At 65.0% G+C, this 19,205-nt stretch carries 16 protein-coding genes; 9 read left to right on the top strand and 7 right to left on the bottom strand.

The features are described from left to right. Positions 1-20 precede the first annotated feature (20 nt). A complete protein-coding gene (locus HQQ88_RS13200) occupies positions 21-980 on the top strand; it encodes a LacI family DNA-binding transcriptional regulator (protein ID WP_123340200.1) in 960 nt (319 codons plus the stop codon). 34 nt (positions 981-1,014) lie between these two features. On the opposite strand, the gene HQQ88_RS13195 is transcribed toward HQQ88_RS13200, so the two are convergent. Then, the gene (locus tag HQQ88_RS13195) at positions 1,015-2,022 is read right to left on the bottom strand and encodes an SDR family NAD(P)-dependent oxidoreductase (protein WP_367917018.1); all 1,008 of its coding nucleotides are present in this window, start codon (positions 2,020-2,022) and stop codon (positions 1,015-1,017) included. Positions 2,023-2,370: 348 nt separating this feature from the next. Here HQQ88_RS13195 and HQQ88_RS13190 point away from each other — a divergent pair, with 348 nt between their 5' ends. The 4 genes from HQQ88_RS13190 to HQQ88_RS13175 all read left to right on the top strand — a co-directional run bounded on the left by HQQ88_RS13190 (position 2,371) and on the right by HQQ88_RS13175 (position 9,413). Next, positions 2,371-4,830, top strand: coding sequence for a glycoside hydrolase family 2 TIM barrel-domain containing protein (locus HQQ88_RS13190; protein WP_123937587.1), 2,460 nt, complete (start codon positions 2,371-2,373; stop codon positions 4,828-4,830). A gap of 48 nt (positions 4,831-4,878) precedes the next feature. Further along, positions 4,879-7,362, top strand: a complete 2,484-nt coding sequence (locus HQQ88_RS13185) for an alpha-L-rhamnosidase (protein ID WP_173169691.1) — start codon at positions 4,879-4,881, stop codon at positions 7,360-7,362. Between the two features lie 226 nt (positions 7,363-7,588). Next, the gene (locus HQQ88_RS13180) at positions 7,589-8,974 is read left to right on the top strand and encodes an MFS transporter (protein WP_123340203.1); all 1,386 of its coding nucleotides are present in this window, start codon (positions 7,589-7,591) and stop codon (positions 8,972-8,974) included. Positions 8,975-9,116: 142 nt separating this feature from the next. Next, positions 9,117-9,413, top strand: a complete 297-nt coding sequence (locus HQQ88_RS13175; RefSeq protein WP_347812705.1) for a LacI family DNA-binding transcriptional regulator — start codon at positions 9,117-9,119, stop codon at positions 9,411-9,413. A gap of 73 nt (positions 9,414-9,486) precedes the next feature. Here HQQ88_RS13175 and HQQ88_RS13170 read toward each other — a convergent pair whose 3' ends face one another. After that, positions 9,487-10,092 (bottom strand): TetR/AcrR family transcriptional regulator, encoded by a 606-nt coding sequence (locus HQQ88_RS13170; protein WP_123293777.1) that lies wholly within the window; start codon positions 10,090-10,092, stop codon positions 9,487-9,489. Between the two features lie 202 nt (positions 10,093-10,294). Between HQQ88_RS13170 and HQQ88_RS13165 the strand changes: the two genes are divergently transcribed. Both HQQ88_RS13165 and HQQ88_RS13160 read left to right on the top strand, forming a co-directional pair. After that, positions 10,295-10,696, top strand: a complete 402-nt coding sequence (locus tag HQQ88_RS13165; RefSeq protein ID WP_243648834.1) for a hypothetical protein — start codon at positions 10,295-10,297, stop codon at positions 10,694-10,696. 27 nt (positions 10,697-10,723) lie between these two features. Continuing rightward, on the top strand, positions 10,724-11,434 hold the full coding sequence (locus HQQ88_RS13160; protein WP_123340205.1) for an SDR family oxidoreductase: 711 nt from the start codon (positions 10,724-10,726) through the stop codon (positions 11,432-11,434). A gap of 37 nt (positions 11,435-11,471) precedes the next feature. Here HQQ88_RS13160 and HQQ88_RS13155 read toward each other — a convergent pair whose 3' ends face one another. Genes HQQ88_RS13155 through HQQ88_RS13145 form a run of 3 tightly spaced genes read right to left on the bottom strand, consistent with a single transcriptional unit; the run spans position 11,472 to position 14,233 of the window. Continuing rightward, positions 11,472-12,329 carry an alpha/beta fold hydrolase gene (locus tag HQQ88_RS13155; protein WP_123293779.1) on the bottom strand — a complete coding sequence of 286 codons (858 nt, stop codon included), beginning with the start codon at positions 12,327-12,329 and terminating at the stop codon, positions 11,472-11,474. 60 nt (positions 12,330-12,389) lie between these two features. Further along, positions 12,390-13,385, bottom strand: coding sequence for an NADP-dependent oxidoreductase (locus HQQ88_RS13150; protein WP_123293858.1), 996 nt, complete (start codon positions 13,383-13,385; stop codon positions 12,390-12,392). Between the two features lie 47 nt (positions 13,386-13,432). After that, positions 13,433-14,233 carry an alpha/beta fold hydrolase gene (locus HQQ88_RS13145; RefSeq protein WP_173169690.1) on the bottom strand — a complete coding sequence of 267 codons (801 nt, stop codon included), beginning with the start codon at positions 14,231-14,233 and terminating at the stop codon, positions 13,433-13,435. A gap of 133 nt (positions 14,234-14,366) precedes the next feature. On the opposite strand from HQQ88_RS13145, the gene HQQ88_RS13140 reads away from it, so the two are divergent. Both HQQ88_RS13140 and lpdA read left to right on the top strand, forming a co-directional pair. Continuing rightward, positions 14,367-14,987, top strand: a complete 621-nt coding sequence (locus HQQ88_RS13140; RefSeq protein WP_173169689.1) for a TetR/AcrR family transcriptional regulator — start codon at positions 14,367-14,369, stop codon at positions 14,985-14,987. A gap of 23 nt (positions 14,988-15,010) precedes the next feature. Further along, entirely contained in the window at positions 15,011-16,411 is a 1,401-nt protein-coding gene (lpdA, locus tag HQQ88_RS13135; RefSeq protein WP_173169688.1) for a dihydrolipoyl dehydrogenase, read from the top strand. A gap of 111 nt (positions 16,412-16,522) precedes the next feature. Here lpdA and HQQ88_RS13130 read toward each other — a convergent pair whose 3' ends face one another. Next, positions 16,523-17,884, bottom strand: a complete 1,362-nt coding sequence (locus HQQ88_RS13130; protein ID WP_123293783.1) for an MFS transporter — start codon at positions 17,882-17,884, stop codon at positions 16,523-16,525. Positions 17,885-17,910: 26 nt separating this feature from the next. Beyond that, positions 17,911-18,906 (bottom strand): alcohol dehydrogenase catalytic domain-containing protein, encoded by a 996-nt coding sequence (locus HQQ88_RS13125; protein ID WP_123293784.1) that lies wholly within the window; start codon positions 18,904-18,906, stop codon positions 17,911-17,913. Between the last annotated feature and the right edge of the window lie 299 nt (positions 18,907-19,205).

The following is a 19,205-nucleotide window of genomic DNA, read 5'->3' as shown; positions in this document are numbered from 1 at the left end:
CACGGCCGGGAGGAGACCGCATGGTGACCAGGAGCGAAGACGTGGCGCGTACCGCTGGTGTCTCGCGAGCGACCGTCAGCCAAATCCTGAACGGTCGCGGTGCACGTTTCTCACCCGCGACGCGCGAACGGGTCGAACGGATCGCTCTCGACCTCGGGTACCAGCCGTCGGTCGCGGCACGGGCCCTCGCGACTGGTTCCAGCGACATCGTCATCGCCCTCATCCCCAACACGACATTCCACGGCAACCTGCAGGACCTGTTCGAGCGAGCGACCGACGAGCTTGCCGATCGTGGCCTGACGCTCCTGCTGCGATTCCCGACCGCATCGGCCGAGTCACTCAATCGGATGGTCCGCGGTCTGCATCCACGTGCCGTGATCTCATTCACGCTCTTCGACAGCTTCGAGCGAGAGCTACTCGAACGGAACGGGGTCCTCGCCGTCGACCCGGGACCGCGCGCCGCAGATGACGACGTCAACAGGAGTATCGGCTGCTTGCAGGCTGAGCACCTCATCGAGAAGGGTCACCAACGCCTTGCGTTCGCTCATCTTCACGATGCGCGTGACGACCCCTTCGGTCAGGCCCGGGAGGCAGGAGTGCGAGACGCCTGCCGCGCCGCCGGCCTCCCGGACCCGTTGAACGTGAGTGTCGAGATCAACGCTGACTCCGCAGACGCCGCCCTTGATTCGCTTGCCGCGCCTGGTGTCGCGATTGCCTGCTACAACGACGACGTCGCAACTGCTCTGCTCGCCGCGGGAACGCGACGCGGGTACCGCATCCCCGAGGACGTCGCGCTGATCGGAATGGACGACACCCCGCTCTCAGCAGTGACCATCCCGCCCCTGTCGACCGTGCACGTCGATCTGGAGAGCGCGGCGCGGTCAAGTATCAACCGAGTCATCCAAGGACTCGGGCTCACAACGACCGACCCGAAGCCGGCCGAGAACCCGCTTCGGGTCGTCGTGCGTGGTACTACCTGACCCGAGGAGAACGATCCGACGCTCACCGCATGCGTCAGAACACGGACTCACCACCGTCAGACGGCAGAAGGGCGCCCGAGACGTTGACGCCGTCGTCGCTCAGCAGGAACGTGATGGATGCTGCAAGCGCCTCCGGAACGGCGATCGGGACGTCGGCGGTGTGACTGTTCAATCGCTCTTGACCGAAGGTGTTCGTCGCTGTCGGACGCATGCCGGTGAGGGTACCGCCAGGAGCGACGGCGTTCACGCGGATCCCGTTCGGCTCGTACATGAACGCAGACGAGCGCGTGACGCCGAGGACGGCGCTCTTCGACGCGGTGTACGCCAACCCCGCAGAGGAGCCGCGCAGGGCAGCCTCGGACGCTACGTTCACGATTGATCCGCGGCCAGCGGCGATCATCGCTGGAATGACCGCTCGAGACAGTCGTACCAGACCAAACACGTTCACTTCGAACACGCGACGAAGCATCGCGTCGTCCGTCTCGTGAAGGGGACTGAAATCGTCGAGGAGGCCCGCGACGTTCGCGAGCCCATCGATACGGGCTCCGGCAGCCTCAACGATCCGCGTGACGCCGTCATCGGCGGTGATGTCCGCTGCGACGGGCCGCACGGACGGGAACGCTGCCACCAGGTCGGCGAGGCGCGATTCGGCGATGTCCACAGCGACAACGGTTCCGCCCTCGCGGGCGATACGCACCGCGACGGCACGGCCGATACCCGAAGCGGCGCCCGTGACGATGACGGTGCGGCCGTCGAACCGACCGGCGGAGATGCGCTCCACCCAGCCCGCACTTTCGGCTTCTTCTTCCGGAGACACTTCTCGCCCGTTCGCCTCCCGAGTCAAAGTATCGAGCACTCCGTCACCTCGGTCCCCCATCCCAGCGATCAAGGTCTCGAGTGGCACACGGCGGAGTAGGCGAAGGGCCGATTCCTGCATGCCGAGCTGTTCACCGAACTGGCGAAGCACCGCACCCCCGGCGGGGTGCTCAAGCCACGCTCCGATCATTGTGTGGCCAGTGAGTGGCTTGTTCGACTCGGACACGTGTCCATCCCTTCGTTGGTAACGCGCGTAACTGACGCTAGAGCGGTCGCGTGTCCACGTCAACCGCGCCATCTGGTTCGAGCGGGATGCTGTTGAGGTTCCCAGCCGGTGCAAAAGGATGCCGATCGGCACCGCGTTGTCCGCGAGTGCTTCGGTGCGACGCAACGAACCGGAGCCTTGGGCTTGGCGGGTCGTCGGCGAGGGTGCTCGGCCGCGTCCGTCCTGGATCAGTGGCCCCCAGTGATCGGCATGCGGGGGAACCGTCTCGGCGGTTGACACGCAATACCCGAGCTGATTGGCTAGGTAACGCGCGATACCTGCGCAGACGATGACGTTGTGGAGACCTTGATGACCGTGCAGCTGCTCAACCAGGGTTGGTCTTACCGTCCGAAGGTCAGCGCGTTTGCCGAACTCGGCGGCGCGGGCGGCGACTGGGAAGACGTGACGTTGCCGCACGATGCACAGATCACCACGGCGCGAACGCCTGATCTCCGGAACGGCGCCGCGCCTGGCTACTTCCCGGGTGGAGCATGGGAGTACCGCACCGAGGTCTCAGTTCCAGCGGACTTCGGTGGTCAGCTCTGGGCGCTCGAATTCGACGGTGTCCACCGAGATGCGATGGTCTACGTCAACGGTGCACTCGCCGGCCAACACGCGTTCGGATACTCCCGATTCGTGGTGCGGATCGACCCGTGGCTCGAGGCCGGGACAACGAACACGATCAAGGTCGACTGCCGCACTCACCAGGACAGCCGTTGGTACACCGGAGCCGGAATCTACCGCGACGTTCGTCTCATCGTGAAGAGTGCCGCGCGGATCGCAGTCGACGGCGTGCAGGTCACCACCCCGGACGTCGATGTGGACAGAGCGGTCGTCGAGGTTGCTGCGGAGGTCGAGAACGGCGGCACAACGACCCGCACTCTCCGTCTCACGACCAACATCACGCAGGTGACCCAGGCCGAATCGTCCGCTTCCCTCGTCACGAGCAGCGCTCCGGTCAGTCTCCTTCCTGGCGAGCGCTCCACCGTCCGACTCCGACTGCCTGTGACGAACCCATCGCTGTGGGACGTGGACTCGCCGACGCTGTACGGCGCGACCGTCGTCCTGACCGACGGTGACGACGAGGTCGACCGCGAACAGGTGACCTTCGGCATCCGCACTCTGCAGCTCGACGCCGTACGCGGACTTCGGATCAACGGACGAGCTGTCCTGCTCCGCGGAGCATGCATCCACCACGACAACGGCCCCCTGGGTGCTGCCGCGATCGTCCGCGCAGAGGAGCGCCGAATCGAGCTGCTCAAAGACGCAGGGTTCAACGCGATCCGAAGTGCGCACAATCCCATGAGTTCGGCGCTACTCGAAGCGTGCGACCGGCTGGGCATGCTGGTCATGGACGAGACGTTCGATGTCTGGACCTCGAGCAAGTCCGACTTCGACTACGCGTCCGACTTCACCCAGTGGTGGGAGCGAGACGTCGAGTCAATGGTCGCCAAGGACGTCAACCACCCGAGCGTCATCATGTACTCCATCGGCAACGAAATCCCAGAAACGGGTTCCATCAGTGGCGGCATCTGGAGCAGGCGTCTCGCCGAGAAGCTCCGCTCGCTCGACCCCAACCGGTTCGTCACGAACGGCATCAACGGATTCGTGTCAGTCCTCGACCTGGTCACCGCCGGTATGGCGCAGCAGCGGGAGGCGCTGGCATCCGCAGAGCCGCAAGCCGGCGGCGTGAATGCGATGATGAGCCAGGTCGGCGACATGATGAACCAGATCTCGGCCTCGCCGCCCGTGACCGCGCGGACCGAAGAATCGTTCTCCGTGCTCGACGTCGCCGGCATGAACTACGGCGACGGGCGGTACGAACTCGACCACGAGCTCTTCCCGCACCGCGTCATCGTCGGAAGCGAGACGTTCCCCTCGCACATCGCCCGGAACTGGGACCTCGTCAAGCGGCTGGACCACGTCATCGGCGACTTCACGTGGGTGGGGTGGGACTACCTCGGCGAAGCGGGCCTCGGCGGCGTGAGCTATCACGACGAGGCAGCCGGTCCTGCCGCAGCGAAGGCTTGGCCCTGGCTCGCCGCCGCCAGCGGCGACCTCGACATCATCGGACGCCGTCGTCCCGTTTCGTACTACCGAGAGATCGTGTTCGGCCTTCGCCGCGAGCCGTACGTTGCCGTGCAGCGGCCCTCGCGTCACGGTCAGACGGTGCTCGGAACCCCTTGGTCGTGGAGCGACAGTGTGTCGAGCTGGGCTTGGGACGGCTACGACGGCCTTCCCGTAACCGTCGAGGTCTACAGCGACGCCGACGAGGTCGAGCTGCTGCTGGACGGCGACATCATCGGTCGCGCCGCCGTCGGAGCCGAGTTGGCGTTCCGGGCAACGATCGAGACGGTGTGGCAGCCCGGTGAACTGACCGCAGTGGCGTACACCGGCGGTGTCGAGACCGGTCGAACGTCGCTCCGCTCCGCCGCCGATGAGACGATCCTCTCCGTTTCGGCGGACCGGACGGAGATCACCAACGGCACGACCGACCTTGCATACATCGACATCTCACTCACCGACACCGCGGGCGTCGTTCGACCGCTGATGGATCGCGAGGTGACTGTCCTCGTTGAGGGCACAGGGACCCTTCAGTCGTTCGGCAGTGGGGATCCGGCACCGGTGTCGCTCTTCGCCGAGACAACTCGGTGCACCTTCGACGGAACCGCCCTCGCAATCGTCCGACCGACCGCTGCAGGCGTCATCACCGTGACGGTCACTGCACCCGGTTGTGCATCCGCAATCGTCGAACTCACCGTGCACTGACCGTCCGCCGGAACCGTTCTCCTCCTCTGCGAACCTAGAAGGAACGCCATGACACAGTCCACCGAACCCGTCTTCGTCAGCGCCGACACTGCAAGCGTCGAAGGCGACCCGGCACCGTACTTCCGGCGTGACTTCACGGTCGCCGAAGGACTCCGCCACGCGACGCTCACGGTGTCTGCGCTGGGCATCGCTGAGACGTACGTCAACGGACACCGCGTCGGTGATGAAGTGCTCTTCCCAGGATGGACGTCGTATCGGCACCGACTCGTCGCAAGACGCCACGACATCACCGGTCTCCTCACGAACGGCGAGAACGCGTTCGGCGCGATCGTCGGTGAAGGGTGGGCGGTCGGTGCTCTCACCTGGGAGAACCGGCGACACAACTACGCGGACCGGCCTGCCTTCTGGGCGCGCCTCGAACTCGAGTACGACGATCACATCGACGTCATCGGAAGCGACGAGCAAGTCCTCGTGAGCACCGGAGCGGTGCACTCGAGCGGGATCTACGCTGGCGAACGCTACGACGCGCGCAGTGAACCGATCGGATGGTCGACAGCGGCGTTCGACGCTGCGAACTGGTGCGCCGCGCGAGCCTTCGACTGGGACACCAAGACGCTCGTCGAGGGCGGTGCACCCCCTATCCGGCGGATGGAGGAACTAGAGCCGGTTTCCGTGACCGAGCAGTCCGCTGGGCAGTGGATCGTCGACTTCGGGCAGAACATCTCCGGCTGGGTGCGACTGACGGTGAACGGGCAAAGCGGCGACACCGTCACGCTCCGTCACGCTGAACTGCTGAAGCCAGACGGCTCCCTTGAAACCGAGACCCTTCGCAGCGCGGCCGCGACCGACGAGTACATCCTCCGGGGCGGCACAGCGGAGACGTGGGAGCCACGTTTCACCTTCCACGGTTTCCGATACGTCGAGGTAACAGGATGGCCCGGGGTACCCACAGTCGCTGATCTGCGCGCCATTGTGGTGCACACGGACATGACTCGCACCGGCTGGTTCGAGGCATCAGACCCCCGCATCACGAAGCTGCACGAGAACACCGTCTGGTCGATGCGCGACAACTTCGTCGGCGTACCGACGGACTGCCCGCAGCGTGACGAACGACTCGGATGGACGGGCGATCTGAACGCATTCACGCCCACCGCCACGTTCCTCTACGACGTCCGCGAGGTGCTCGGCTCCTGGCTGAAGGACCTCGCGGTTGAACAACAGGAGACCGGGACCGTCCCGTGGAGCATCCCGGACGTCCTCCCGACACCGTCAACCGCTACCGCGCTGTGGAGTGACGTGGCGGTCAGCCTGCCGTGGGCCCTGTACCAGGAGTATGGGGAGTCGGAGATCCTCCGACGCAGTTACGAATCGATGACGGCCTTCGTCGACGAAGTCGAATCAGTACTCGACGACGACGGGCTCTGGGGCCACGGATTCCAGTTCGGTGACTGGCTCGACCCCGACGCTCCGTCCGACAACCCCGCCGGCGGAAAGACGGACCGGTACCTCGTCGCCCAGGCGTACCTCGCCAAGACGACGAAGGAGATGGCGCAAACTGCGGCAGTTCTCGGTGAGCATGCAGACGCTCAGCACTTCGACGAATTACACACACGTGTGCGGACGGCCTTCCGGCGTCACTTCGTGACCCCCGTCGGCCGCGTGGTGAGCGAATCGGCAACCGGATACGCCCTTCCCATCATGTTCGGACTGCTTGACGACGACCAGCAGCGCGTCGCTGGAGATCGGCTCGCAGCGATCATCAGTGAGTCGGGCGCCACGATCGCCACGGGATTCGCCGGCACCCCGCTCGTCGCCGACGCGCTCAGCAGCACCGGACACGTCGACGTCGCGTACGACCTGCTGATGCAGACGAAGAGTCCCTCCTTCCTCTACCCCGTCCTCATGGGTGCGACCACGGTCTGGGAACGCTGGGACGCTGTGCTCGCCGACGGTACGGTCAACGCCACTGGCATGACGTCGCTCAACCATTACGCCCTCGGGGCCGTCGCCGACTGGCTTCACCGTGTCGTCGGCGGTCTCACCCGAACTGCGCCGGGCTGGCGGACATTCACGGTGGCCCCGCAGCCGGGTGGAGGACTCACATCCGCCCACGCCAAACACGACACGGTGCTCGGGCGGGTGGAAAGCCACTGGTACGTCGACGACGGTGACCTCGTACTGGAGGTTGTCGTACCCGATGGAGCCACCGCCACCGTAATCCCCCCGCTGCATCCAGAACAGCTCGCCGTCGATGTCGCTCCTGGTCGGCACTCATGGCGGTACGCGGCGCCGGCAGGGTTCGGCGAGAAGGCAGAGCTGACACTCGACTCCAGCGTCAAAGAGACCATGAAGGACGACGCCGTCTGGGCCGCCGTTCTCGACGTCCTCCGCTCGTACTTCCCGGGTGTGCCGGTCGAAGCCGCGGGTAGCCGCCTCGGCGATGCGCCGGTGCGCACCCTCGCGCAGCAGCACCCGAACTCATCGGCGATGGAACGGGACCTCGTCGCCGCCCTGTCGATCCACGACGTTTGATCTCCGACACGGTCACTAGGAGCGGAACGAAGACGTCATGCCAAGCGACGTCTTCTCACCTTCGGCAAGCGTGACCGCCACCTCAGCAGCGGGTGCACGGCCGCTGGTACCGCGCGTTACGCCAGATCAGTACCACCTCTTGCTTTTAGACCCTGCACTGGCGATACTTCGGTAACGCGCGTTACTTGACCGCCTGCGTCACTCATCACAACAACGGAGTTCTGATATGTCCTCACCCGACGGCACCGCGCCGCACTCCTCAGCAAAGCCAAACGAGGTCCCACTCGGAATTCCGAGCGGACTCGAAATCGCTGCGGAGGGAGTTGGCGACGCGGTCCGCCACGGCGCCGACCCCCTGAAGAAGATCAGCGCGCGCTACATCATTGGCCTGGTCGTGGCAACACTCGCGCTGTACGTCGCGTGGGTGACCCCGATCGGCTACTCCCTCTCCATTCGGGTACAGCAGATCGACCCGGTCGGCAAAAACGGCGCGATCGCACTCGCCATCGCGATCCCGGGCATCATCGTCCTCTTCACCACCCCGCTCGCCGGGCTCCTCAGCGATCGCACTCGATCCCGCTTCGGCCGCCGGCGCCCCTGGATCATCGGCGGGGTAATCGTGGGCTTGCTCGGATCGCTCATCGTCGGGTTCGCACCGTCCATCCCGCTCCTCATCGTCGGATGGTCCATCGCCTACGTCGGATACTCGACTGCCGGCGCAATGCTCCTGACGCACCAGAGCGACCTCATCCCCGAGGAACAGCGAGGGAAGGTCTCTGGCCTCACCGGTTCAGTTACGCAGATCGGCCCGATCGTCGGAATCCTCTTCGCTGGTGCGTTCGTGAAGATCCCCGTGATCATGTTCGCGGCTCCGGCGGCGTTCGCGCTCATCTTCGTTTTGATCTTCGCGGGCCTGATGAAGGACAAGCGATCGGTGAGCGAGCGCAAGCCCGTCGACATCAAGTCCATCGCGCGAGGGTTCTACTTCAACCCACGGAAGTTCCCCAACGTCGGCTGGGTATGGATCAGCCGAGCTCTGGTCTTCCTCGCACTGTCCTTCTCCACGACTTACGGCGTCTACCTCCTCGGGCAGCGTCTCGACATCACGCTCGCGGAGGCCGCCCCGATCCTTGCAACGTCGGGTCTCATCGGCATCGTCACGGCGATCGTCGGCGCCATCGCCAGCGGGTACCTCTCGGACCGATTCCACAGCCGAAAGCCGTTCTTGATCGCAAGTGCGTTCATTCTGGCCGCCGGAATGGTCGTGGTCGCCTTCACTCAGAGCGAGGGACAGTTCCTCCTGGGCAGCGCGCTCAGCACGCTCGCCGTCGGTGTCTACGGCGCAGTCGATCAAGCGATTCAGCAGGACGTTCTGCCACGCGAGGAGAACGAAAACGGCCGGTTCATGAGCATTATCCAACTGGCGAACCAGGTGCCGCAGGCCGTCGGGCCGCTCGTCGCGGGAGGGATCATCGCACTCGCGACCGGCGATTACACCGCGGTGTACATCGTCGGTGGAATCGTCGGGATTCTTGGCGCGCTGGCCATCATCCCCATCTCGGTCGGTCGTCGAAGCACTGACTCCACCACGAGCATCCGAGCGCCAAAATAGTCGCCTGGACACCATCAAGCGAAGCCCTGACCTTTCAGCTCTCGAAATACAGCGAGCGGTGGTCCATGGATCCGTTGCTTGCTGGCCCAACAGCGGAGAGAACTCAGCTTCGCGCTTCTCGGAGAGGACAAGCCGATCATGGATGTTGAGCCCGGAGATGAGTAGCCGACGACCGCGCTGGCTGTCCGAGCAGGATCAGCCGCCAAAAGCTCCGACCATCTATGACGTCGCCGCCCTGGCATCGGTCTCCCACCAAACCGTATCGCGAGTGATCAACAAAACTGGGCACGTGCGACCGGTCACCCGGCATCGAGTTCTGGCGGCGATGTCATACCTCGGCTACGTCAAGAACGAGGCGGCAGCGGATCTCGCACGGAAACCTCACAGTGGCACCAGCCATGCCGACGTGACGAGCAGTCATTCCACTGTGGGCAACTAATCTTGATCACCGCCCGCACCAGAAGATTGTGATCGTGGTCGACCAACGTCAGTTCGGCGACATTGGAGGGTCGCTATCTTCGCGGGCGTATCGCGGCCCGAAGCTGCTGCTCAGTTGCGGCCATTATCTCGGACACCGTTTGCGTCTTCGGCGAAGTAGCCATCGTCAGGAACAGAACCGCCGACACCACGCGGGCAAGATTCATTGCTTCCGCCTCGGGGGTGACAGCAAACCGCTTGAGCTGGCTGCTGACCGCAATCTCCGTGTCACCGACGATTGCGAGCGCCGCGGCGTGGTTCTCTTCCGTGTGATCCCCAAATGCCATTTCGCGAAGGTACGTCCGTCCATTATCGAACTGGGCACGGTTGCACTCGATAATGGGTGCGGTGATTGCCATCACCGCATCGAGCGCGGTGTCTGATTCCGCGGCGAGTCGCGTGCCGCGCTCGAGCGCAGCCTTGTAGTGGTGGTTCTGCACCATCAGCAACAGTTCGCCCTTCGTCTTCGCGTAAAGGAAGAGCGTGCCGGTGCCGATGTCCGCCGCATCAGCGATCTGCTGCGTCGTCACCTCATCGACGCCGCGCTCGGCAAACAGAGCCGACGCGGCCGCGGTGATGCGAGCGAGCTTGTCCTGCTTGTTGCGTTCGCGCCGGCCGGCTCCTGTCGATGGCACAGTCACGAGCGACCCTCCGGGAGTAGAAGACGACTACGCTCAGTGCTGAGCAGAGTCAGTAAGTGGCATGGGAAGAGATCCTACCGCCCTACTTTCCCACAAGCACCGAGGAGACCCCTCCCCGTCGTCGTCGACCCCTCGAGATGAGTCCGCTTATGCCCGCACCCTCCGCCCCTGACACCTCTTCACTCTCGGCCGCATCGAGCTGGTGCACTGGCTCGCTCGCACCCTGATGACGAGAAGCCGCGCAAATACCGATGGGACCCCGGGTGCCCTAGCCGCCGAGTACTACAGCCAGCGCGCCTCGCTCGAGCTGCTCATCACCGAGGGAACACAACCCTCTACAGATGGGCAGGGGTATCTCGACACCCCCGGTATCTTCACGCCGGAGCGCATCGCAGGGTGGCGCCGCGTGACCGAACGGGTGCACTGCGGTGCCGGGCACCTGTTCACCCAGCTGATGCACGTCGAATGCACGTCGCACCTGGAAAACACCCCGCATCACCGTCAGCCGATCATCCCGTCCGCAATCGAAGCGGGTGACCCCGGAACGATCTACTCCGGCGGCGCCCACGGCTACACCGACCACCCCGCGCTCACCCGCAGCTGACCCTGCGCACTATTGAAAGCAGCCTCCGTGACCTCACTCAACGGCGCCGTCGTCCTCGTGACGGGCGCGAACGGTGGCATCGGCACCCACTTCGTCGCCGAAGCCCTGGCCCGGGGTGCGGCGAAGGTGTACGCCACCGCGCGCACCCCGCGCGCCTGGGATGATGAGCGCATCGTCGCACTGCAACTCGATGTCACCGACCCGACCTCCATCCAGGCTGCGGCTGATTCCGCCACCGACGTCACGGTCCTGGTCAACAACGCCGGTGCCAGCCCCTCGACGGCCAGCTTGATCGACATTGCCGAGTCCGAACTGCGGACCACAATGGAGATCAACTTCTTCGCCCCGGTCCTGCTCGCCCGCGCATTCACCCCAGCGCTGCTGAAGGCAGCGCACCCGATCCTGATCGACGTGCACTCCATCGGCAGCTGGCTTGGATATGGCGGCGCGTACAGTGCCGCGAAAGCCGCTCTCTGGGCCGCCACGAACGCCTTGCGCCTCGAACTCGCACCACGAGGCGTGCACGTCATCGGGGTGCACATGAGCTATGTCGACACCGCCATGGCGGCGCAGGCGCAGGGGCAGAAGCTGCAACCCGGCGATCTCGTCCGGCAGGTGTTCGACGCGTTGCAGGCTGGAGCTGTCGAGGTGATCGGTGACGAGCAGACCGCGAAGGTGAAGGCAGCTCTTGCAGGCCCCATCGAAGCGCTCTACCCAGAGCTGCCGCCCTTCGCCTGAGACGGAAGGGCGGCACTGCCGCCCTTCCGAGGTGGGCTCAGTCAGTGAGGAACTTCACCGCGACAGGGGCGAACTCCTCCCAGTACTGGAAGATGCCGCCGTGACCGGAGTTGGGGTAGATGATCAGCTCACTGTTCGCGATCCGGTTCCGCAGATCAGTCGACAGCACCGATGGCACCATGCGGTCGTGGTCACCGTTGGCGATGAGGGTCGGCTGCATGATCACGGACAGATCCGACGGCTGTGAGCGCCCGAACCGCTGGATCGCCTTCAACTGGGTGCCGAACGCCTTGTTGTTGATCTTCTTGTCGCGGTCGACCGTGCGCTCCTTGAGCCGTTCCACGAACGCCTTGCCGGCCTTCTTGCCGGGGACGTCTCGGTTGAAGAACAGGAACTCCTTCGGATCGGACCGGGTGAGGGCGGCGCGAAGGATGTCGTAGTAGGTGGCCCCGACGACCTTGTCCATGTCCTTGCCGCCGCGCGGGCCGGTCCCGGTGAGAACGAGTTTGCGGACCAGGGATGGATGCTTGACAGTCAGATCCTGCGCGATCATGCCTCCCATGGAGAAGGAGAAGACGTCGATCTTGTCGTAGCCGAGGGCGGTGATGAACGCATAGGCGTCGTCCGCTGCCTGTTCGAGGGTGGCTGGGACGGCGCCACTGGAGGCGCCGACTCCGAGCTGATCGAAGGTGATCACGTGGCGCTGCTTGGCGATCGGGTCGACGAGCCGTGGGTCCCAGTTGTCCAGGGTCGCAGCAAGGTGGGTGAAGAACACCACCGGAATGCCGCCCTCGGGTCCAAGCTCCCGGTAGGCGAACGTGTCGCCGCCGGTGGTGATGGTCTTCGCGGGCGCGTTCGCGTACGAGGTGATCACGGGTTCGGTCGGAGTGCTCATGACGACGGGGCTTTCTTCGTTGGGATCAAGAGAGAGTGCGGTCTCGATGTCGGATGCTGGCTAAGAGAGTGTGACGACGGCCTTGCCGCGGATACTCGTCTTCCCGAGCGACGACAGTGCAGCCGGAATCTGTTCGAACGGGAATGTCGCGCCGACGACAGGGCGGATGATCCCGCGCTCGAAGAGGTCGGTCATCTTCTGCAGCTGCGCACCGTCGGCTCGCATGAACAGGAACTCGTACGTCACGCCGAGCTTCACTGCCTGGGCGCGCACCTTGCGGCTCAGCCCAGCGACGACGAGCTTCACGACCGGATTCAGGTGGGCTTCCTTCGCGAACGCAGGATCGGGCGCGCCGTTGATACTGACGGCCTTCCCACCGGGCTTGAGAACGCGAAGCGACTTGGCGAGATTTTCGCCGCCGAGACTGTCGAGGACGAAGTCGTAGCCGGAGAGTTCCTGTTCGAAGTCGTGGCTGCGGTAGTCGATGACCACATCGGCGCCGAGTTGGCGGACGAAATCGGCGTTGGCTGCAGAGGCCGTCGTGGCGACGTGGGCACCGAGGTGCTTCGCGAGCTGGATGGCAATTGTGCCCACACCGCCAGAACCGGCGTGGATGAGGACTTTCTGCCCGGGCTGGACGTTGCCGCGCTCCACGAGTGCCTGCCATGCGGTCAGCGCGACGAGCGGCAACGATCCGGCCTCGATCGTGGTGATCGTCGTCGGCGTGAGTGCGAGGTCGGCTTCGTCGATGGCGATACGTTCGGCGAACGCGCCGATGCGGTGGTCCCTCGGGCGTGAGTACACCTGATCGCCCGGCTTGAAATGGCTGACCTTGCCTCCTACCCGGATCACAGTCCCTGCGACGTCGTGGCCGAGAGTGGTCGGTAGCTTGTAGGGCAGGATCGGCTTGAACTCGCCCTCCCGGATCTTCTCGTCGAGCTGATTGAGCCCTGCGGCTTCGACCGTGACGAGGACGTCGCGTTCGCCGACGGTGGGCTCGGGGATGTCTCGGAGTTCAAGGGGCTGCTTGTACTTGGTCAGGACGAACGCCTGCATGATGTCTTCCATCTCTGTCGGTAGGGGCGATGAATACGAACGGGCGGTCAGCGGGTAAGGAACTGACGGATGGTGTCGGTGACGGCCGTGGAGTGTTGAAACACCACACCGTGTCCAGAGTCCGGAAAGGTGGCCAAGGAGCTGTCCGGCAGGAGTGCGTGCAAGGCGTGTGCGTTGACGACGGGGACCATCCGGTCTTCTTCGCCGTGGATCAGCAGTGTTGGGGAGGACCACAACGGCGCCGACGGCGCCGCCGCGTCCCCCCAACGGTTCACGGCGCGAAGTTGCGCCCGGAATACCGCTGGCGTGACGGAACTGTCCCTGTTCCTGTTCCGCTCGGTCAGCCGCCGGAGATACGCGGAAGCAGCGGCGCGGCCAGCGGCACTGCGGGTGAAGAACAGCAGCTGCTTCGGGTCCCGGCGCGTCAACGCGGCCCGTACGGTGCTACGGATCGCGACCCCGGTCATCGCCTTCAGCCCCGGGCCGTGCTGCGGTCCCGTGCCAGCAAGGACCACCCGCTCGACCAGCTCGGGTGCTTGGCCGAGCAGGGCCTGAGCGACCATGCCGCCCATCGACATCCCAAAAAGATCGATCCGTTCGTACTCGAGTGCCCCGAGCACAGCGATCACATCGGCAGCCATAGCGTCGAAGGTGTCCGCTACCACTCCGGCGGATGCGCCGACGCCGCGGTAGTCGATGGCGATGAGACGACGGTCCAGCGCCAGAGCATCCACGACGGCAGGATCCCAGCTGTCCAGATTCGCACCGAGATGCGTCAGGAGTACGAGCGGGACTTCCGAGTGCGCTCCGTACTCACGAACCGCGAACTGTGTCCCGGCTGCTGCCATGGTTCTCGTCGGTACATCGCGCCAGGGCCCCTTACTGAGCCTCATGGATGAGTCCTCTCGACCTTTCGAAACGTCGGAAACCCCGAGTAGACTCAAGTTTGAGTCAACTCACTTATCTTGTCAAGGAGATGTTGTGGCACTACAAGAGAAATCAGTAGGGCGGCGCGAACGGGCCAAGACCGACAAGCGCGACCGCATCATGCGGGCGGCGCGTGAGATGTTCGCGGAGCGTGGCGTGAGCGGTGTGACGACGCAGCAGGTCGCGGATCGCGCCGACGTAGCGATCGGCACCTTGTACCTCTACGCGGCGACGAAGGCGGAACTGTTGATCATGGTGCAGAACGACAAGTTTGCAGACGCCGTAGAGCAGGGCCTCGCTGCGCCCGAGCCTGTGGGGCAGACGTGTCGTGTGATGGCGGTGCTGATGCCCGTTGTGCAGTGCGTCCGCGAGCAGGTTGAGAACGGCCGTACGTACCTCCACGAGCTTGTCTTCGGAGATCCCGACGAGCCCCACCGGCGCACCGGCCTGATGCTCTCCGGCCGTTTGGAGGCGGGCGTCGCGCGCCGTCTCGAAGGCAGTGGTGTACCCGCTGAGGACGCGGAAGTGCTTGCTCGCGTCGTCACCGCGATCGTGCACGTCAGCACCACCGCCACGGTGTTCGCGCAGCGTTCCCTCGACGAGGTCCTTGCCGACATCCGCAGTCAGGTCGACGCCTGCCTGCCTTGTACCACCGCAGCGAAAACCGCCGCGTAAGCGAACCCGGAAGGAAGGGCACCATGAGCACTCACTACGACCTCGTCATCCTCGGAGCTGGACCAGGGGGCTACGTGGCCGCGATCCGCGCCGCGCAACTCGGTATGCAGGTCGGCGTCATCGAGAGCCGTTACTGGGGAGGGGTGTGCCTGAACGTGGGCTGCATCCCCTCGAAGGCGCTGCTGCGCAACGCCGAGCTGGCGCACACCGTCACACGCCAAGCAGACGTCTTCGGCATCTCCGGCACCGTCCAGTTCGACTACGCCGTCGCGTTCGATCGCAGCCGGCGCGTAGCCAACGGCCGCGTGAAGGGCGTGCACTACCTGATGAAGAAGAACGGCATCGCCGAGATCGACGGATACGGTGTGTTCCGCGATGCCCAGACCATCGACGTCCAACTCACCGGCGGCGGCGCGGAAACGGTGACGTTCGACGATGCGATCATCGCCACGGGATCCACCGTCCGCAGCCTCCCAGGCGTCGAACTGAGCAGCAACGTCGTCACCTACGAAACCCAGATCCTCGAGCGCGAGCTGCCCGCTTCTGTGATCGTCATCGGCGCCGGTGCCATCGGCATGGAGTTCGCGTACGTGCTCCGCAACTACGGCGTCGACGTCACGATCATCGAGTTCCTGGACCGGGCCCTCCCCAACGAGGACCCGGAGGTGTCGAAGGAGATCACCCGGCAGTACAAGAAGCTCGGCATCGACATCCTGACCTCCTCCCGCGTCGACACCGTCACCGATTCCGGCAGGAGCGTCGACGTCTCCTACGTCGACGCGGCCGGGGCGACTGACGTGATCACAGCAGACCGTGTGCTGATGTCCGTCGGCTTCGCCCCGAACGTTCTCGGATTCGGCCTCGAGGCCACCGGCGTACAGCTCACCACACGCGGCGCGATCGCGATCGACGACTTCATGCGAACGAACGTCCCTCACATCTACGCGATCGGCGATGTGACCGCAAAACTGCAACTCGCCCATGTCGCGGAGGCGCAAGGCATCGTCGCAGCAGAGACGATCGCTGGCGCGGAGACCCTGCCGCTCGGCGATTACCGGATGATGCCGCGCGCCACCTTCACGCAGCCGCAGGTCGCGTCCTTCGGCCTCACTGAACAGCAAGCTCGCGACGACGGCCACGAGATCATCGTCGCAAAGTTCCCCTTCACCGCGAACGGGAAAGCGCAGGGCCTCGGCGAGCCGAGCGGGTTCGTGAAACTCATCGCCGACGCCGCCCACGGCGAACTCCTCGGCGCACACATGATCGGTGCCGACGTCGCAGAGTTGCTGCCCGAACTCACGCTCGCGCAGAAGTGGGACCTCACGGCCGCGGAGCTTGCCCGCAACGTGCACACCCACCCGACACTCGGAGAAGCGCTCCAAGAAGCGTTCCACGGACTGACCGGCCACATGATCAACCTCTGAGCCGGTTGCGTGGCCTGTCGCATCGCGCGCGGTCGCACATGAAACGAGGGTGGACGCGATCGCGTCCACCCTCGTAGCTCCCGGCCGCCGAACGGTGCGGCCGAGAAGTCGTTACTTCAGCTGCTCCGGCGTTCCCGGAGCCGGCGTGCCAGCGACCATCTCAGGGTCTTCGGCGAGGTCCTGCAGCGTGCCGCCGGTGGCAACGACCTTCGCGGACTCCTCCGGGACGCGCAGCCAACGAACGGAGATGCCAGCGAGGACGTAGAGCGCGGCGAAGATGATCGTCACACCGCCAGCTCCGAGCGGTGCGAGGAAGATCGCAACGATCAGCGGTCCGACGAACGTCGCAGCGCCGGCACCCAGGTTGAGCACTGCAATGGAGTTGCCCTTCTGCCCCGGTGCCATGAGGGACATGAGCACGGAGATCGGTGTGAAGCCGGCCAACGTCACACCGAAGAACGCAGCGCACAGCACGGACACCCAGTACTCGTCGGTGGCCTGTGGGATGAAGTAGAACGCGAGGACCGCGACCGCCGACCCGATGCAGCCGAACCACCGCAGCGTGCGGTGCCACCCAAGCCGGTCGGAGAGCACTCCGAAGAACAGGTTCGCAAAGATGTTCGCCGCCCCGAGGACGAAGACCAGCTGCAGCCAGCCGGCGGTTCCGAAGCCGAGGTCCTTCGCGAAGATCGTCGGGAAGAAGACGAACAGACCGAACTGCGGCGCGGTGTTCACGATCCGCACGAGGCAGCCGAGGCCGACACGCGGGCTGGTGAAGGCGATGGCGACGGAGTTCACGATGCTGCGTCCCGTGGTGACCTCTGGTCGGGCGAGTCGGTTCCCTCCCTTGGCGCCCCGCAGTCCGACGAGCGAGACGACGGCCCCGAGCGCCACCAGGACCAACGAGATCCAGAGGGTCAGGTACTCGCCGATGAGCGGCTCGGTACCGCTCGCGAGCAGGGATCCGAGCGTGGGAAGGCCGCCGGTGAAGGCGAAGTAGAACCAGCCCACTGCCGATCCGAGCCGGTGTGCGGGACTGCCCGCGAGGACCCAGACGAGGAATCCGTAGGCGAAGAACGGGTAGCCGATACCGCGGAGGCCGTAGATGACCAGCATCAGCCAGTAGTTCTGGGTGGGGAGTGCCACGGCGAGGAAGAGCACCTCGAGTGCGGCCCAGGTGACGGCGCCGATGATCATCACGCGTCGGGGGCCCCAGACGTCGGACAAGGCTCCGGACAACCAAGAGCCGATGGTGACGACGGCGCCGTACACGGAGATGATGATGGCGGCGTTCGTCTCGGTGCCCGCGCCGTTGTTCGCGAGGAACGGCGCGATGTAGCCCGATTCGACGCCGTCGCCGATCATGAAGAGGAGCAGGCCGACGAAGCCCCAGACGAGCGGGCGGGGAAGTCCGAGTCGGTCGATGAAGCCGGTCGAGGCCGGGCCGCTGGTACGGATGTGCGTGGTGGACATGGCGGGTTTCTTCCGTGAGGGCAGCGTCACTGCTGCGGGAGGAGATGCACCTTGCGGGCAGATTCGGACTTCGCTGCCTCGAGCGCGGCGGCGTAGTCGTCGAGCCCGAAGGTGTGGGTGACGGTGCGGGGGGCGAGGTCGTCGAGGGTGACGATCTCGGTGACCGCGTCGGGGTAGGAGGTAGCGAGGGACTGCGAGCCAACGATGGAGAGTTCGCGGTCGAACAGGTCGTACGGGCGGAGATCGATGGTGGCGGTGGGGCTGACCACGCCCATCTGCAGGAGCGTGCCGCGCTTCGCCAGTCGGGTCAGAGCGTCGGAGACCGCCGCCGGGTGTCCGGAGGCTTCGATCACGAGGTCGATGTCCTGCACGCCGGAGTTCGTACCAGGCGCCCCAGCGGAGTCCGCACCGAAATCGATCGCGGCGTCGCGACGGACGGGGCTCGGTTCGATGATCTCGATGCTCTTCGCGCCACGCGCCTTCGCAACCGCGAGAGCGAGCAGTCCGATGGAGCCGGCTCCGTAGATGAGGACTCGCTGGCCTTCGATCGGCTTGATGCGCCCGAACGCGTGCAGCACGCATGCGAGTGGTTCGATGAGGGCGCCAGTTGCCCAATCGACCCCTTCGGGCAGCTTGAAGACGACCTTTTCGGGCACGGCGACGAACTCGGCGCACGCGCCGTTGACGGTCACGCCGATCGGGTCCAAGTTCTCGCACAGGTTCGTCGCGCCGGCGAGGCACTCTTCGCAGTGGCCACAGTTCACGTTCGGGTCGACCGACACGCGGTCGCCGATGGCGAACTTCGTGACCTCAGCACCAGTGGCTGTGACGGTACCGGCGAACTCGTGCCCGGGGACGACGGGGAACGTGCCGGTGGGGTAGTCGCCGGAGGCAAGGTGGATGTCGGTACCGCAGATGCCGACTGCCTCGGGGGCGATGACGACATCGTTCGGGCCGGGCGTCGGCGCGGGGATGTCCGCGATTTCTATCGAGCCTGTGCCGTCGAGCACTACTGCGCGCATCTTCGTTGATCCTCTCGGGAGTCGCGTCGCGGATGCGTTGCACCCGCCGTTTCAGGGCGTTCTCCCGGAGACTGCTACGTCGTTGGGCGAGCCGCTGACACACAGTACGACGAGATTGCTGCTTGTGTCTATACGCGTTGGACTGTCTAGACAAAAATCGTTGCAGGTCACATGATGGGAGCCATGCCTTCACTCGCTGACGAGCCCTCTACGGAGACCGGTTCCCTGTTCCTCCAGCCCGACCGCAACCTGGCCCTCGAGCTCGTGCGTGCGACGGAGGCCGCCGCGATCCGTGCGCA

The organism is Curtobacterium sp. VKM Ac-2861, from assembly GCF_013204965.1.
GTDB lineage: Bacteria > Actinomycetota > Actinomycetes > Actinomycetales > Microbacteriaceae > Curtobacterium.
This window is presented reverse-complemented; position numbering and strand designations above follow the sequence as displayed.